Source organism: Janthinobacterium aquaticum (assembly GCF_009208565.1).
In the GTDB taxonomy this organism is placed as follows: domain Bacteria; phylum Pseudomonadota; class Gammaproteobacteria; order Burkholderiales; family Burkholderiaceae_D; genus Janthinobacterium.
The window spans coordinates 1-15,117 of sequence record NZ_WFLK01000011.1; the positions used below are offsets into that span (position 1 = coordinate 1).

The following is a 15,117-nucleotide window of genomic DNA, read 5'->3' on the forward strand; positions in this document are numbered from 1 at the left end:
CTGGGCGCCATGGCGGGCCGCCTGAAGCAGGACGGCGCCTTTGTGGCACGCAGCACGGGCGCGGCGGCCGCGCCCGTAGCGGACGGCGACGCGTGGGAAGTGGGCGCGTCGGCGGGCGCCTGGGCTAGGCGCTACCGCGAAGGCGCCAGGAAGGCGGAAAGACCGCTACTCTATCTGTGCAACCCCGTCTCGCTCCCGGCCCTGCGCGGTGTGCTGGTCGACTCCGGCGAGCGCGGCATCGTCTGCAATGATGCGGAAACGCAAGCCTCGCGCTGGCCGAAAGGCGTGCAGCCGAGCCTGCCCGCCTGGCTGGCGGCCCAGCACAATTGCACGCCCTTCGATCCCGCGACGGCCGGGGAAGTGCGTGCCATCCTGCGCGTGGCGCTGGAAACGCTGTATGTGCAGCAGCAGCCAGGTTATTTCTACCTGGCCACGCATGATGAAGAGGCGGTGGCGGCGCCCCTGTCGGCCGACGATGCAGCCGCGGCCGGCCTGGGCATGTACCGCTTGCCGTCGCCGGGCCATGCGCCATACCGGGTGCGCTTGTGCGGGGCAGGGCGGATGCTGGCCGTCGTCGCCGATGCCGCCCGCCTGCTGCAGGAAGACTGGGATATTGCCGCGCAAGTGTGGAGTTGTCCCAGCTATACGCGCCTGGCGCGCGATGCCCAGTCTGCCGAGCAGCAGAACCTGCGCCACCCACGCGCCGTCCCGAAACTGGCCCATGTGCGGCGTTGCCTCGACGACAGCACCACGCCCCTCATCGCTGTCACCGGTTATGGGCAGCACATTGCGGGCCAGATCGGCGGCTATGTGCGCGGGCGTTTCATCGCCGTCGGCGCCGATGCCGGGAGGGAAGTCACCGCGCCGTGGCTGGCCGTCACCGCGCTGAAAGCCCTGGCCGACAACGGTGCGCTGCCGGCGCAGTTCATCGATGACGCGCTGCGGCGCTATGCCTTGCTCTAGGCGCCGCGCGCTGCCTCGGCGGCGCGCACGAGGGCGGCGCTGAAGTCGCGCTGCTGGCCGCCGTCAAATTGTGCGAGGAACAGGTCGGCTACCGTGGACTGGTAGACGGCCCACATTTGCCTGCGCAGGATTTTTCCGTCTTCCGTGATGGAGACAAAGGCGGCGCGCCCGTCTTCCATCGAACGCGTGCGCGTCACCAGGCGGTCGGTTTCCAGCTTGTCCACCAGGCGCGTGAGGTTGTAGCGTTCGATGGCCAGCGCGTCGGCCAGTTCGTGCATGCGGCGCGAACCGTCCTGGCCGCTTTCCAGGCCCCACAGTACGTCATACCACGCATACACGGGCAGGTCGGCCGCCGCCAGGCGACGTTCAATCTCCCGGATCATCACACGGTGCGTGCGTACGAACGAAAACCACAGGTCGGGCGCGGATGCCGATCCAGTTTCAGGCGCAGTTTCAGACATCGGTATTCCTCCAAATCGATCACAGTTGCAAATGCAATTATAGCGCTATACAATGGCCGATGTAACGATTGCAAATGCAACTATTGTATTTGCAATCGATCACGACGATGTATGCCCACCCTCAGGAGACTGCCATGACCCCACCCTTCGCCATAACCGATATCGATCCGCAGGAAACACAAGAATGGCTGGACGCGATGCACGCCGTCACCGCCGTGGAAGGTCGGCGGCGCACCCATTACCTGATCGACCAGCTCGTCGATTCCGATGCGGCGCAGTACGGCGGCATGCCCGGCCGCGTCACCACCGCCTATACCAACAGCATCTCCACGGCGCGCCAGCCCGCCTATCCGGGCGACCTGGCCATCGAGCGCCGCCTGAACGCCTACATCCGCTGGAACGCCATGGTGATGGTGCTGCGCGCGGCAAAACACTCGAACGTGGGAGGCCACATCGCCACCTACCAGTCAGCGGCCGTGCTGTACGACGTAGGATTCAGCCATTTCTTCCGCGGCCAAACCGAGCAGTTCGCCGGCGACCTGGTCTACATCCAGGGCCATTCCGCACCCGGCATCTATGGCCGCGCCTACCTGGAAGGGCGCATCTCGGAAGCACAGCTGGACAATTACCGCCGCGAAGCAGGCCGCGAGGGTCTGTCTTCCTACCCGCACCCCCGCCTGATGCCCGATTTCTGGCAATTTCCCACGGTATCGATGGGACTGGGGCCGCTGACCGCCGCCTACCAGGCCCGTTTCATGCGCTACCTCGAGTATCGCGACTTGAAACCGCATCAGGGCCGCAAGGTGTGGGCTTTCCTCGGCGATGGCGAGATGGACCAGCCGGAATCGTTGGCCGCCATTTCCCTGGGCGGCCGCGAGCGCCTGGACAACCTGATTTTCGTGGTGAACTGCAACCTGCAGCGCCTCGACGGTCCCGTGCGCGGTAACAGCAAGGTCATCCAGGAGCTGGAAGGCAATTTCCGCGCGGCGGGCTGGCATGTCATCAAGGTCATCTGGGGTAGCGGCTGGGACGCTTTGCTGCAAAGCGACACGAGCGGCTTGTTGCGCCAGCGCATGATGGAATGCGTGGACGGCGATTACCAGACCTTCAAATCGCATAACGGCGCGTATGTGCGCGAGCATTTCTTCGGCAAGTACCCGGAACTACTGGCAATGGTGGCGCACATGACGGATGACGATCTCTGGCAGTTGACGCGCGGCGGACACGACCCAGAGAAAGTCCATGCAGCCTATGCGGAAGCCGTGCGCACGACGGGCCGTCCCACCGTGATCCTGGCAAAGACCGTCAAGGGCTTCGGCATGGGCGAGGCGGGCGAAGGGCAGAATATCAACCACCAGCTGAAAAAGATGAGCGCTGACGCCGTGCGCGCCTTCCGCGACCGCTTCGCGCTGCCCGTCAGCGACGCGCAACTGGAAGAGATGCCCTATTTGAAGCCGGCGCCGGACAGCGAGGAAGGGCGCTACTTCGCTGCGCGCCGGGCCCAGCTGGGCGGTTATATTCCGGCCCGCGTCGGCAAGGTGGCTCCCTTGGCAATACCGGCGCTGTCCGCATTCGCCACCCAGCTCAAGGACAGCGGTGAGCGTGCCTCGTCGACGACGATGGCCTTCGTGCGCATTCTTGGCACGCTGCTGAAAGATCCCGCCTTGAGCAAGGTCATCGTGCCCATCGTGCCGGACGAATCGCGTACCTTCGGCATGGAAGGGTTGTTCCGCCAGATCGGCATCCATTCCTACCTGGGCCAGCTGTACACGCCTCAGGATGCGGGCCAGCTCAGCTATTACAAGGAAGCGAAGGATGGGCAGATCTTGCAGGAGGGAATCAACGAATCTGGCGCGATTGCCTCCTGGATCGCCGCCGGCACGTCCTACAGCAATCATGGCCTGGCCACGATCCCGTTCTACATCTTCTATTCGATGTTCGGTTTGCAACGCGTAGGCGACCTGGCGTGGGCTGCGGCCGATGCCCGCACGCGGGGCTTCCTGCTGGGTGCCACTTCGGGACGCACAACGCTGATGGGGGAGGGCTTGCAGCATGACGATGGCCACAGCCACGTGCTGTCGTCCGTGATTCCCAACTGCATCTCCTACGATCCCACCTATGCCTATGAGCTGGCCGTGATCATCCACGACGGCATGCGCCGCATGTTTACCGAGCAGGAAGATATTTTTTACTACATCACCTTGCTCAACGAAAATTATCCGCACCCGGCCATGCCAGAGGGGGCCGAAGCGGGCATCCTGAAGGGCCTGTACCTGCTGCAGGCAAGCCCGGAAGGCGCCGCGCCGCGCGTGCAGCTGATGGGCAGCGGTTCCATTCTGCGCGAAGTGCTTGCCGCCAGCGTGCTGCTGCAGCAAGATTTCGGCGTGGCGGCCGATGTGTGGAGCGCCACCAGCCTGACGGAATTACGGCGTGACGGCCTGGCCGCGCAGCGCTGGAACATGCTGCACCCGGACAGCGCGCCCCGCGTGCCGTACATCGAGCAATGCCTGGATGGCCGGCAAGGGCCACTGGTGGTGGCAACCGACTACATGAAAATCGTCGGCGACCAGATCCGCCCCTTCGTGCTTGACCGGCGCCTCATCACCCTGGGCACGGATGGCTTTGGCCGCTCCGACACGCGTGAATCGCTGCGTATTTTCTTTGAAGTGGACCGCCATTTCATCGTGCTGGCGGCGCTGACGGCGCTGGCGGATGCAGGGCAGGTGCAGCGCAGCAAGGTCGGCGAGGCTATTGCCAAATATGGCATCGATGTGGAAAAACTCGACCCCGCGTCCGTCTGAACTTTTAAGGAGCCCACCATGAAACTGTATTACGCAACGGGAACGTGTTCCTTGTCTCCGCACATCGTGGCCATCGAGGCGGGCATCGCGCTGGCGCTCGAACGCGTCGATATCCGCAAGATCCCCCGCGTCACGGAAACGGGCGCCGATTATGCGCGTATCAATCCGAATCTGTACGTGCCCGCGCTGGAACTCGACGACGGCACCATCTTGCTCGAAGGCACGGCCATCGTGCAATACCTGGCCGATCTGGCGCCGGACAGCGGCCTGGCGCCGCCGCCCGGCACGCTGGCGCGCGTGCAGTTGCAGTCGTGGCTGGGTTTCATTGCCACCGAGCTGCACAAGGTGTTCAGCCCATGGCTGTTTCATCCGGAATACGGCACGCAGGCGCAGGACGTAGCCCGTTCGCGCCTGGCTGCGCGGCTCGACTATGTGGAACGGCAACTGGCGGCCGGTGGGCCGTACCTGCTGGGTGCGCGCTACTCCATTGCGGACGCCTATCTATATACCATCCTCAGCTGGTCGGCGCCCACCGGGGTGGATCTTTCGGCCTTCCCGCAAGTGAGGAATCTGATCGATCGCGTCGGCGCACGCCCCGCTGTGCATCAGGCATTGCGCATGGAGGGCGGGCGGCAAGTAGGCTGAGCGGGGGCCGCCGAACTCGGAGGAAATAGTTTCAGCCCGCTCCCGCAGCGGGCTTTTTTTGTACTTCACGGTTTTTCGGGAGGGCCTTTTAAAGACAAGAAAGCGGAAGAGACGAGTGCGACCAACAACAAACAGACGGCCTTTGATTCTTAACTGTTTTAGCTATTTTACATAATATAAATTATGCGAAGTTTTATCTGAAATGGAAAAATTCTCATTTTTGCCAATAAGCCATTCGCATATGCGATTTTGCCGCTTCAACCAAACGGCCAGCCATGCCAGCATTACCGCTTGCCTGGCTGGCCCGTTTCCACCAGCTTTTCATCGACTGTTGCCCGAGCTTACGCCTGCTGCGCACTGCGCAAGGTTTTTGCTGCCGCCACCATATTGGCCAGCGCCGGAATCACCTCCTGCCAGCCGCGCGTTTTCAGGCCGCAGTCAGGGTTGACCCACAGGCGCTCTGGCGGGATGCGCTCTGCGGCTTTTTGCATCAGCTGCACGATCTGTTGCTGGCTCGGGATATTTGGCGAGTGGATGTCGTAGACGCCGGGGCCGATCTGGTTCGGGTAGTTGAAGCTGTCGAAGGCGTCCAGCAGCTCCATGTCGGAGCGCGAGGTTTCGATGGTGATCACGTCGGCGTCCATGCCGGCGATGTCGGCGATGATGTCGTTGAACTCCGAATAGCACATATGGGTGTGGATCTGGGTCTCGTCGGCCACGCCGTTGGCGGTAATACGGAACGATTCGATGGCCCAGTGCAGGTATTGTGCCCATTGGGCTTTGCGCAGCGGCAAGCCTTCGCGCAGTGCCGCTTCGTCGATCTGGATGATGCGGATGCCGGCTTGTTCCAGGTCAAGCACTTCGGCGCGGATCGCCAGGGCCAGTTGATAGCATGACACCGAGCGCGGCTGGTCGTCGCGTACAAACGACCAGTTCAGGATGGTGACCGGGCCGGTCAGCATGCCTTTCATCGGTTTGGCGGTCAGCGATTGCGCATAGGTGCTCCATTCGACTGTCATGGCGCGTGGCCGGCTGATGTCGCCAAACAGGATGGGCGGCTTGACGCAGCGTGAGCCGTATGACTGGACCCAGCCGAACTGGCTGAAGGCGTAGCCGTCGAGCTGCTCGCCAAAATACTCGACCATGTCGTTGCGTTCGGCTTCGCCATGCACCAGCACATCGAGGCCCAGGGCTTCCTGTTCAGTGACGCAACGGGCAATTTCCGCCTGCATCAGTTGCCTGTAGGCCGCTTCGTCGAGCGCGCCGCTGCGCAACTGGCTGCGCGCCTGGCGGATGTGCGCCGTTTGCGGGAACGAGCCGATGGTGGTGGTCGGATACGCCGGCAGGTTCAGCAGCGCAGCCTGCTTGATGGCGCGCTCGGCATAGTTGCCGGTGCGCTGGCCCAGACTTGCTTCGATACCTTCGACGGCCGCCTTGAGCTGCTGGTTATGCACGCGCGGCGACTGGCGGCGCGCATTGATGGCGGCCTGGTTGGCGTCAAGCGCGGCCTGGACCGAGGCGCGGCCATGGTTCAGGGCACTGGCCAGCAGCTGGACTTCGTCGAGTTTCTGGCGCGCAAAGGCCAGCCAGGACAGGATTTCCGGGTCCAGCTTTTGCTCGCTGGCCAGGTCGACCGGCACGTGCAGCAACGAGCACGATGGCGCGATCCACAGGCGCGACTGCAGCTGGGCATGGATGGGTTCGAGCCAGTCCAGCGTGGCGTTCAGGTCGGCTTTCCAGATATTGCGTCCGTTGACTACCCCCAGCGACAGCACGCTCGACGCTGGCAGCGCGGCGATGACCTGCCCTGCTTCGTCGCGGGCGTTGATGGCGTCCAAGTGCAGGCCCTGCACTGGCAGGCTGCAGGCCAGCGGCAGGTTGTCTTGCAACTGGCCGAAATATGTTGCCAGCAGCAGCTTGGCATGGCCGCCCTGGCCCAGTGCTTCGTAGGCGGTGCGCAGGGCTTGCTGCCAGGCGCTGTCGAGTTCGGTTACCAGGATGGGTTCGTCGATCTGCACCCACTCCACGCCCTGCCCGGCCAGTTGCTGCAGCAGCTGCACATAGACCGGCAGCAGGCGGCTTAACAGGGACAGCTTATCGGAATCGTCCTTGGCCTTGCCCAGCCACAGATAAGTAACCGGGCCGATCAGCACCGGTTTGGCTTTGACGCCCAGCTGACGGGCCTGGGCCAACTGGGCCAGCAGGCGCGTGCTGTCGAGCTTGAACTGGGTTTCGGCGGAAAATTCGGGAACGATATAGTGATAATTGGTGTCAAACCATTTGGTCATTTCGCCGGCATGCACGCAGCTGCAATCGCTGTCGCTGGCCGAACGGCCGCGGGCCACGCGGAAATAGTTGTCCAGCGCTTCGCCGGCCAGGTCGCGCACGCGCTCGGGCAAGTTGCCCAGCGTAAAGCTCAGATCCAGCACCTGGTCGTAGAAAGAAAAGTCGCCCACCGGCACCAGGTCGAGCGCGCTTTGATCCTGCCAGTTGCACTGGCGCAGTTCGGCGCCCTGGCCTTCCAGTTGGGCCAGCGAACTCTGGCCTTTCCAGTACTCTTCCAGAGCAAATTTCAGTTCGCGTTTGGCGCCGATGCGCGGATATCCCAGATTATGTGTGATTGCCATGGCCTGCTCCTTGTTGATGAAGTTGCCATGATAGTCAGTTCAATCCATAAAAAATAATGGTAAAATCTGATGCATCCATTATTTATATTTATAAGAACATGCTTGAACGTATACATTTGTCCGTTTTGCGCGAAGTCGACCGCCTCGGTTCCCTGACGGCCGCCGCTGAAGCGCTGTTTCTGACCCAGCCCGCGCTCAGTCATACGGTCAAGAAACTCGAACAACAAATGGGCACGCCGGTCTGGCTGCGCGAGGGCCGGCAATTGCGACTGACGCAAGCCGGGCAATTCCTGCTGTCGGTGGCCAACCGCGTGCTGCCGCAACTGGAAAACGCGGAAAACGTGCTGGAACAGTATCGCGACGGACAACGCGGCGTGCTGCGCATCGGCATGGAGTGCCACCCGTGCTACCAGTGGCTGCTGCGCGTGGTGTCGCCCTACCTGGCGCGCTGGAGCGATGTGGATGTCGATGTGAAGCAAAAATTCCAGTTTGGCGGTATCGGCGCGTTGATCAATTACGAGATCGATATGCTGGTCACGCCTGACCCGCTGCCGAGCCAGGCGCTGCATTTCGAGCCGGTATTTGCCTACGAACAAGTGCTGGTGGTGCATGCGGAACACAAGCTGGCGCAGCTTGAAGTGATAGCGCCTGAGCAACTGACCGGCGAAACGCTGATTACCTACCCGGTACCGCTCGAGCGGCTCGATATCTATAACCAGTTTCTGCTGCCTGCGCGCGCCATGCCACGCCAGCACAAGACCATCGAGACAACCGATATCATGCTGCAAATGGTGGCCAGCGGACGCGGCGTCACGGCGCTGCCCAAGTGGCTGGTCACCGACTACGCCCCCCATCTGCAACTGCGCACGCTGCGGCTCGGTAGCGACGGCATCCAGAAACATATTTATCTGGGCCGGCGCGAGACCGATCTCGGCATCGACTACCTGGAGTCGTTTGTGGACATGGCGCGTCAGGCTGATCGCTATACTGCCTGAGGTGGGTGGCAGGGAAGATGGCGACTGGCACTTCCCTGCCCCGCCCCGTCCAATAAGCTACCAAATTTCCACAATCAATAGTTTTAAACTATTTAATCCTTTAGTATATTTTACTTCCAATCGAAAATGAGAATCGTTACTATCTGAATCAAGGATCAGTTTGATCAGAAAAGGAGCGCATCTTGTTTACTGCGATAAAAACATTCAGCCAGGTCATTACGCATATGTCGATTGCGTTTGGTCTCGCTTATTTGCTGACAGGGTCGCTGGCATTGGGTGGGCTGGCCGCCATTATCGAGCCGGTCATTAACGTGGCGCTGCTGCCGCTGCATGAAAAAGCCTGGCACGCCATACGCCGTCGCCATGCCGCTAGCCGTCTGGGCCTGGCAGCTGTGGCCGGGGAAAAGCTGAGCCAGACCGGCATGCATATGGGCGTGGCGTTTGCCGTCATCTACGGCGCCACCGGGTCGATGGCCTTTGGCGGCCTGCTGGCCGTGCTCGAGCCGATCTGCAACGTGATCGTACTGCCCTTGCATGACGGTCTGTGGGAGCGCCTGCGCGGCAAATTCCAGGGCCACGGCGCCAGCCTGGGCAAGTTGGCCCCTCTTTAAACGCCATCCACCGCTCTGAGCCCGCCCGCTACAATTGCCAGCCGGGATCGGCGGATGGCGCAGTCCTGCAAGGCGCAGACCAATTGCGCGCACTGTACGCCAGCATACGGTGAGTCTTGTCGCGAGCGATCATCATGGTGTTTTCTCCATTGATAAGGAAAAGCCATGTCCGCCATTCCGCGTCCTCCCCTGCCCTACGACCCACGTTTTGAATATGAAGAGGAAGGCGAACTGGAAACCCGTGCCGAGCTGATGCAGACGCTGCACAGCATTTCCAGCACCACTTATCAGGACAACGGCCACGCCATGCGCAGTGTGCACGCCAAAAGCCACGGCTTGCTGCGCGGCCAGTTGCAGGTGCTCGATGGGCTACCAGCTGAACTGGCGCAGGGACTGTTTGCCCGGCCGGCCACTTATCCGGTGGTCATGCGCTTGTCCACCATCCCTGGCGATATCCTCGACGACAAGGTGTCCGTGCCACGCGGCATGGCGGTCAAGGTAGTCGGTGTGCCGGGCACGCAATTGGCCAGCCTGGAGCCCGATTTCCTGCCTGATGAGGCAGCCACCACGCAGGACTTTGTCATGGTCAACGGACCCGCTTTCCTGGCGCCGACCGCAAAGAAATTTCTCGGCAGCCTGAAACTGCTGGCCGGCACCACCGACAAAGTGCCGCGCCTGAAGCAGGCGTTGTCGAGCGTGCTGCAGGGAGCGGAAAAAGCGCTCGAAGCGGTGGGCGGCGAAAGCGATACCCTGAAAAGCCTGGGCGGCCATCCCGAAACGCATATTCTAGGTGAAACCTTCTATAGCCAGGCGCCGATACTGTATGGGCGCTACATGGCCAAGGTGGCGCTGGTGCCGGTATCGAACGAGCTGACAGCGCTGACCGATGCGCCAGTCGACCTGACCGACAAGCCTAATGGCCTGCGCGAGGCAGTCATCGACTTTTTTGCCAGCCACGGCGCCACCTGGGAGCTGCGCGTACAGCTGTGCCGCGATATCAACAGCATGCCGCTGGAAAACGCCGCCATGGAATGGCCGCAGGAAGACAGCCCGTATCTGCCGGTCGCGCGTATTACAGCGCTGCCGCAGGCAGGCTGGAGCGAGGCGCTGTCGCGCGCCATCGATGACGGCATGGCCTTCAACCCCTGGCATGGCGTGCTCGAGCATCGTCCGCTGGGCTCGATCATGCGCGTGCGCAAGGCTGCCTATGCGATGTCGGCGCGCTTTCGCTTCGAGCGCACGGGCAAGGTCTTGCGCGAGCCGCGCGATCTCGACCATCTGCCGATGGCCGGCGTGTGAGGCTCAGGCGGCAAAGCTTGGTAAGCTGGCGTTTTTCCGTCAGGGAATACTTGCATGACCAGCTATTACCACAGCTATCGCCATCTGGCGTTTGAACCGGCCCTGCCGGCCCCTGCGCCGGCCGATATTGCCGCCATCGAGGCAGAGCTGGGTGCTGCCCTGCCGGCCGCCTTGCTGGACTTCCTGCAAGCTGCCAATGGCGCCGTGATCGAGTATAGCTGCAACGTAGCGCTGCCCGGCGGCGGTAGCGAGCAGCTGAGTTTTGCCAGCTGGTTTGCCGCTGGCGACCCGGACACCGCGACGCCGGGTGATGAAACGCTGCTCGGTGAGCTGCGCCTGGCGCGCCAGGATCTTGAATTTCCAGCGCTGATGCTGCCACTGGCACGCGATGGCGGCGACTCCATGCTGTATCTCGACCTGAGTGCCGAAGGTGACGGACGGGTGCTGGCCTGGGTGCGCGAACTGCCAGCCTGGACAGGACGGCGCGCGCAGGGACTGCACCAGCTGGCGCCCTCCCTGGATACCTATCTGAACCAGCTGTATATCGACCGCGCAAGCGTGCTGGATGATCTGGCGCATTCGGTGCGCCAGCCGTGGCATCTGGAAGCAACAGCGCAGTGGCTCGATATCGGCCTGCCGCGCTGGCGCAGCGACCCGGAAATAGTGTCCCTGTTCAAACGCCGGCAACAGCAATTGTGCGCTGGCGTACAGGACCAATCCTACCCAGCGATTCGCGAGCGTCCTATATAGCCCTTGGCACGGATGGCTTAACATTTCATTCAGCTTGACTAAAAATTATTCAACAAATGAAAGGAACTGCCATGCACGCCATTCCCACTACCCGTAGCCGCCTGCCGTCGATGAAAAGCATCGCTATCGGTGCTGCCGTTGCCCTGCTCAGCAGTGTTGCCATCACCAGCATGGCCGCTGCGCCAGCAGCGTATGACAAGACTTTCCTGATCAAGGCAGCCGACTCGGGCAGCACCGAAATTGCCGCCAGCAAAGTGGCGCAGTCGAAAAGCAGCAATCCGGAGGTGAAGAAGTTTGCCGATTCGATGGTAACCGACCATACCAAGGTGGCCGAAGAGCTCAAACAGCTGGCCAGCAGCAAGCAAGTTGACGTGTCCGACCAGCCCAGCGCACCGCATAAAGCGCAAATCGACAAGCTGAGCAAGCTCGAAGGCAAGCAGTTCGATGCGCAGTATGCGGCGAAAATCGGCGTGGCAGCGCACAAGGACGCAGTCAAGCTGTTTACCGAGGCCAGCCAGAAGGCCACCGATCCGGACATCAAGGCCTTTGCTGCCAAGACGCTGCCAGCGCTGCAGCACCATCTGGACATGGCCAACAGCCTGCATGACTCGCTGCCGAAATAAAGGCAACACGGCTGCGTGCCGCTGGCGTACGCCACCAGGCACGCGGCTGTCTTACAATGCTGGTCTTTTTCAGGCTTACTGAAGACTTCCTGACGCTGTCATGTTATTGAAAAAAATAAGCGTGGTGGCCGGCATGGTGCTATTGACTGCGCTGCTTGCCGGATGGCTGATTATCAAGGTGAACGCCGCGCGCCACGCCAAGCTCTATACGCAGCAGTGGAGCGACAATGGCGCCTGCGTGATCAATACTTATATTCCTGTGTATGGCACGGGTGTACCGGCAAATATCGTGCGCGCACTGAGCACCAACAGTTTTTTCCGCGTCTATCACAAGGATGGCACCCTGCTTGAAAGCACCGAATGGGTGCTCGACGTGCATGAGGACGGCATACTCGACCATGCGCGCTGGTGCAACAATCGCGCCATTTACCCTACCGATATGGGCTATGAAGGCTGGACGCTGGCGCAATGCGCGTAAGCGGTATCTGAACCTTTAATGCAGTTCGGTGTGGCAGGCGCAATCATGGCCGCTGGCCGCCTCAGACAGATTTTGCAAAATGGCACAGTCCTGTGACGGCTTGGGCTGGTCGCACTGGTGGCGCAAGGCCACCAGTTGCTGCTGCAAGGTTTGCAGCGTTGCCATCTGTTCGGCAATGCGCTCGATATGGTGGTCGAGCAACTGGTTGACGCTCTGGCAACCATCGACCGGGTTATTCTTAAACTCCAGCAAGGCGCGTATATCGGAAAGGCCGATCTGCAGCGAGCGGCAGTGGCGGATAAACTGCAGGCGCTCCTGGTGCTCGTCGCGGTACTCGCGATAGCCGGCGCTGTTACGCCCCGGTTCCTGCAGCAGCCCGGCTTTTTCATAGTAACGCACGGTTTCCACATCGCAATCCGTGCGTTTGGCCAGTTCCCCGATACGCATTGTTTGATCCTCCGGCAAATTGTGCTTGACCCTGTAGCGGCTACAGGGTTTTTAATGCAAGCATACACGAATCCCACAAGGACGATGCGATGCCACATGATGGACACCACCACGAACACGAACCGGCCAAGCCCCATGCGCACGGCGGATGCTGCGGCCACCAGCACGCGGCGCCGCTGGAAACATCTGCCACGCCCCTGCCGATTGCGCCTGTCGATGGCGCACAGACGGCGCGCTACCGCATTGCCAATATGGATTGTCCGGTCGAAGAGCGGCTGATCCGCAACAAGCTCTCGAATATGGCTGGCGTCGTGGGGCTCGATTTCAATCTGATGAGCCGGGTGCTCGATGTGCATCATACGCTGCCCTCGCTTGCCGCTGTGGAAACGGCGCTGCACGGTATCGGCATGCAGGCCGAGCCACTGGCTGCCGGCGTGGCGCCGGTACGCGATATGCAGGAGGGAAAACTATCGGGCTTGCAAAAAGCCGCGCTGGTGGTGTCCGGTCTGGCGGCAGCGGGCGCCGAAGCGCTGGCCTGGTCGGGCCAGGGCGACCATAGCGCGCCGGTGATTGCGCTGGCCCTGCTGTCGATTGCGACTGGTGGCTGGCCTACCTTGAAAAAAGGCTGGATCGCGCTCAAAAGTTTCACGCTCAATATCAACTTCCTCATGACGCTGGCTGTACTGGGCGCGGTCGCCATCGGCCAGTGGCCGGAAGCGGCGATGGTGATTTTCCTGTTTGCCATTGCCGAGCTGATCGAAGGCATGTCGCTCAACCGCGCGCGCAATGCCGTACAGAGCCTGATGCAGCTGGCGCCCGACGTGGCCAGCGTCAGCGATGGCCATGGCGGCTGGAACCAGTTGCCGGTGGCCGAAGTGACCCTCGGCGCGCTGGTGCGCGTCAAGCCGGGTGAGCGCATCGCGCTCGATGGCACGGTAGAGAGCGGCGCCTCGGCGGTCGACCAGGCGCCGATCACCGGCGAAAGCATGCCGGTGGAAAAGCGCACTGGCGATATCGTGTATGCCGGCACCATCAACCAGCACGGCGTGCTCGATGTGCTGGTCACCAGCAACAGCGGCAACAGCACGCTGGCGCGTATCGTCAGGGTCATCGAAGAAACCCAGGGCCAGCAGGCGCCGACGCAGCGCTTTGTCGACCAGTTTGCCCGCTATTACACACCGGTGGTGGTGCTGTGCGCGCTGCTGGTCGCCGTATTACCGCCGCTGCTGACCGGCGCGCCGCTGCTGGACTGGGTCTACAAGGCGCTGGTGATGCTGGTGATCGCCTGCCCTTGCGCGCTGGTCATTTCCACGCCGGTCACCGTGGTCAGCGGCCTGACGGCGGCGGCGCGGCGCGGCATTCTGATCAAAGGCGGGCAATTTCTCGAAACTGGCCACCGCCTGCGTGCCATTGCACTCGACAAGACCGGCACGCTGACCATGGGTCAGCCTACCGTGACGGACGTGGTGGCGCTGGCCGCCAGCGAGCAGATCGTGCTGCTGCGCGCAGCCAGTCTCGATGCCAACTCGGCCCATCCGCTGGCCGCAGCCATCGTGCGCGCCGGGCCACCGGCCGCGCAACACCTGCCGGTGCGCCAGTTTTCCGCGCTGCACGGCCTGGGTGTGCAAGGCGAATTGGACGGCCAGATGCATTGGCTGGGCAATGCCCGATTGATGCAGCAGTTGCAACTGCTCACGCCCGAGCTGCAGGCGGCACTGACGCGCCTGGAGCAGCAGGGTCAGAGCGCGATGGTGCTGGCGACCAGCCAGGCAGCACTGGGCGTGATTGCCGTGGCCGATGTGTTGCGCCCGTCGGCGGCGGCAGCCATTGCCAGTTTGCAGCAATTGGGCGTGGCCAGCGTGATGCTGACCGGCGACAACCGCCTGACGGCCGAGCGCATCGGCCAGCAAGTGGGCGTCAGCCTGGTCAAAGCCGAGCTGCTGCCAGAAGACAAGCTGGCCGAGATCAAGGCGCTGCAGCAGCAGTTTGGCGTGGTGGCCATGCTGGGCGACGGCGTCAACGACGCGCCGGCGCTGGCGCAGGCCGATATCGGCTTTGCCATGGGCGCAGCCGGCAGCGATACGGCGATTGAAACGGCTGACGTGGCGCTGATGGACGATGAATTGGGCAAGCTGCCTGAATTTATCAGGCTCAGCCGGCGCACCCGCAGCATCCTGTTGCAAAATATTAGCTTTGCCATCGGCATCAAGCTGGTCTTCTTTGCGCTGGCGCTGGGTGGCCTGGCGACCTTGTGGATGGCGGTGTTTGCCGATGTGGGCGCGAGCCTGCTGGTGGTGGCCAATGGCCTGCGGCTGCTGCGTGGCAACGCTGGCAGTCGGGCCGGTGCGAACCAGTAGGCCGGATTGCATGATCGGCGTTGACAGTTTCCTGGAAGAACGTTACTTTGCGTTACTTCC

General features: G+C 62.0%; 13 protein-coding genes. 10 read left to right on the top strand and 3 right to left on the bottom strand.

Features of this window, described 5'->3' with window-relative positions; translation table 11 throughout:
- The coding region (locus GCM43_RS25855; protein WP_193315653.1) for a transketolase-like TK C-terminal-containing protein at positions 1 to 963 on the top strand (963 nt) is incomplete at its 5' end.
- Here GCM43_RS25855 and GCM43_RS16985 read toward each other — a convergent pair.
- Positions 960 to 1,424, bottom strand: coding sequence for a MarR family winged helix-turn-helix transcriptional regulator (locus GCM43_RS16985; RefSeq protein WP_152246413.1), 465 nt, complete (start codon positions 1,422 to 1,424; stop codon positions 960 to 962). The two genes, GCM43_RS25855 and GCM43_RS16985, sit on opposite strands and share 4 nt — an antisense overlap.
- 134 nt (positions 1,425 to 1,558) lie before the next feature.
- Between GCM43_RS16985 and aceE the strand changes: the two genes are divergently transcribed.
- Both aceE and gstA read left to right on the top strand, forming a co-directional pair.
- Positions 1,559 to 4,225, top strand: coding sequence for a pyruvate dehydrogenase (acetyl-transferring), homodimeric type (gene aceE / locus GCM43_RS16990; protein WP_152246415.1), 2,667 nt, complete (start codon positions 1,559 to 1,561; stop codon positions 4,223 to 4,225).
- A gap of 18 nt (positions 4,226 to 4,243) precedes the next feature.
- Positions 4,244 to 4,870 carry a glutathione transferase GstA gene (gstA, locus tag GCM43_RS16995; protein ID WP_152246417.1) on the top strand — a complete coding sequence of 209 codons (627 nt, stop codon included), beginning with the start codon at positions 4,244 to 4,246 and terminating at the stop codon, positions 4,868 to 4,870.
- 341 nt (positions 4,871 to 5,211) lie between these two features.
- On the opposite strand, the gene metE is transcribed toward gstA, so the two are convergent.
- A complete protein-coding gene (gene metE / locus GCM43_RS17000) occupies positions 5,212 to 7,497 on the bottom strand; it encodes a 5-methyltetrahydropteroyltriglutamate--homocysteine S-methyltransferase (RefSeq protein ID WP_152246419.1) in 2,286 nt (761 codons plus the stop codon).
- A 98-nt stretch (positions 7,498 to 7,595) separates the two neighbouring features.
- Between metE and GCM43_RS17005 the strand changes: the two genes are divergently transcribed.
- The 6 genes from GCM43_RS17005 to GCM43_RS17030 all read left to right on the top strand — a co-directional run bounded on the left by GCM43_RS17005 (position 7,596) and on the right by GCM43_RS17030 (position 12,253).
- A complete protein-coding gene (locus GCM43_RS17005) occupies positions 7,596 to 8,492 on the top strand; it encodes a LysR family transcriptional regulator (protein WP_152246421.1) in 897 nt (298 codons plus the stop codon).
- A 182-nt stretch (positions 8,493 to 8,674) separates the two neighbouring features.
- A complete protein-coding gene (locus GCM43_RS17010; RefSeq protein WP_152246423.1) occupies positions 8,675 to 9,103 on the top strand; it encodes a DUF2061 domain-containing protein in 429 nt (142 codons plus the stop codon).
- Positions 9,104 to 9,268: 165 nt separating this feature from the next.
- A complete protein-coding gene (locus tag GCM43_RS17015) occupies positions 9,269 to 10,402 on the top strand; it encodes a catalase family protein (RefSeq protein WP_152246425.1) in 1,134 nt (377 codons plus the stop codon).
- A gap of 54 nt (positions 10,403 to 10,456) precedes the next feature.
- Positions 10,457 to 11,152 (top strand): SMI1/KNR4 family protein, encoded by a 696-nt coding sequence (locus GCM43_RS17020; protein WP_152246427.1) that lies wholly within the window; start codon positions 10,457 to 10,459, stop codon positions 11,150 to 11,152.
- A gap of 71 nt (positions 11,153 to 11,223) precedes the next feature.
- Positions 11,224 to 11,775 (top strand): DUF4142 domain-containing protein, encoded by a 552-nt coding sequence (locus GCM43_RS17025; RefSeq protein ID WP_152246429.1) that lies wholly within the window; start codon positions 11,224 to 11,226, stop codon positions 11,773 to 11,775.
- 100 nt (positions 11,776 to 11,875) lie between these two features.
- Positions 11,876 to 12,253 (top strand): hypothetical protein, encoded by a 378-nt coding sequence (locus GCM43_RS17030; protein ID WP_152246431.1) that lies wholly within the window; start codon positions 11,876 to 11,878, stop codon positions 12,251 to 12,253.
- A 15-nt stretch (positions 12,254 to 12,268) separates the two neighbouring features.
- On the opposite strand, the gene cadR is transcribed toward GCM43_RS17030, so the two are convergent.
- Entirely contained in the window at positions 12,269 to 12,700 is a 432-nt protein-coding gene (cadR, locus tag GCM43_RS17035) for a Cd(II)/Pb(II)-responsive transcriptional regulator (protein WP_152246433.1), read from the bottom strand.
- Between the two features lie 89 nt (positions 12,701 to 12,789).
- Here cadR and GCM43_RS17040 point away from each other — a divergent pair, with 89 nt between their 5' ends.
- Positions 12,790 to 15,057: a heavy metal translocating P-type ATPase gene (locus tag GCM43_RS17040; RefSeq protein WP_152246435.1), complete on the top strand. Its 2,268-nt coding sequence runs from the start codon at positions 12,790 to 12,792 to the stop codon at positions 15,055 to 15,057.
- Positions 15,058 to 15,117: the final 60 nt, after the last annotated feature.

Coding starts and splice junctions, on each gene's coding strand:
- GCM43_RS17015 (WP_152246425.1), top strand. CDS start 9,269: ATGTCCGCCATTCCGCGTCCTCCCCTGCCCTACGACCCACGTTTTGAA.
- cadR (WP_152246433.1), bottom strand. CDS start 12,700: ATGCGTATCGGGGAACTGGCCAAACGCACGGATTGCGATGTGGAAACC.
- gstA (WP_152246417.1), top strand. CDS start 4,244: ATGAAACTGTATTACGCAACGGGAACGTGTTCCTTGTCTCCGCACATC.
- GCM43_RS17025 (WP_152246429.1), top strand. CDS start 11,224: ATGCACGCCATTCCCACTACCCGTAGCCGCCTGCCGTCGATGAAAAGC.
- GCM43_RS17020 (WP_152246427.1), top strand. CDS start 10,457: ATGACCAGCTATTACCACAGCTATCGCCATCTGGCGTTTGAACCGGCC.
- GCM43_RS17005 (WP_152246421.1), top strand. CDS start 7,596: ATGCTTGAACGTATACATTTGTCCGTTTTGCGCGAAGTCGACCGCCTC.
- GCM43_RS17040 (WP_152246435.1), top strand. CDS start 12,790: ATGCCACATGATGGACACCACCACGAACACGAACCGGCCAAGCCCCAT.
- GCM43_RS17030 (WP_152246431.1), top strand. CDS start 11,876: ATGTTATTGAAAAAAATAAGCGTGGTGGCCGGCATGGTGCTATTGACT.
- metE (WP_152246419.1), bottom strand. CDS start 7,497: ATGGCAATCACACATAATCTGGGATATCCGCGCATCGGCGCCAAACGC.
- aceE (WP_152246415.1), top strand. CDS start 1,559: ATGACCCCACCCTTCGCCATAACCGATATCGATCCGCAGGAAACACAA.
- GCM43_RS16985 (WP_152246413.1), bottom strand. CDS start 1,424: ATGTCTGAAACTGCGCCTGAAACTGGATCGGCATCCGCGCCCGACCTG.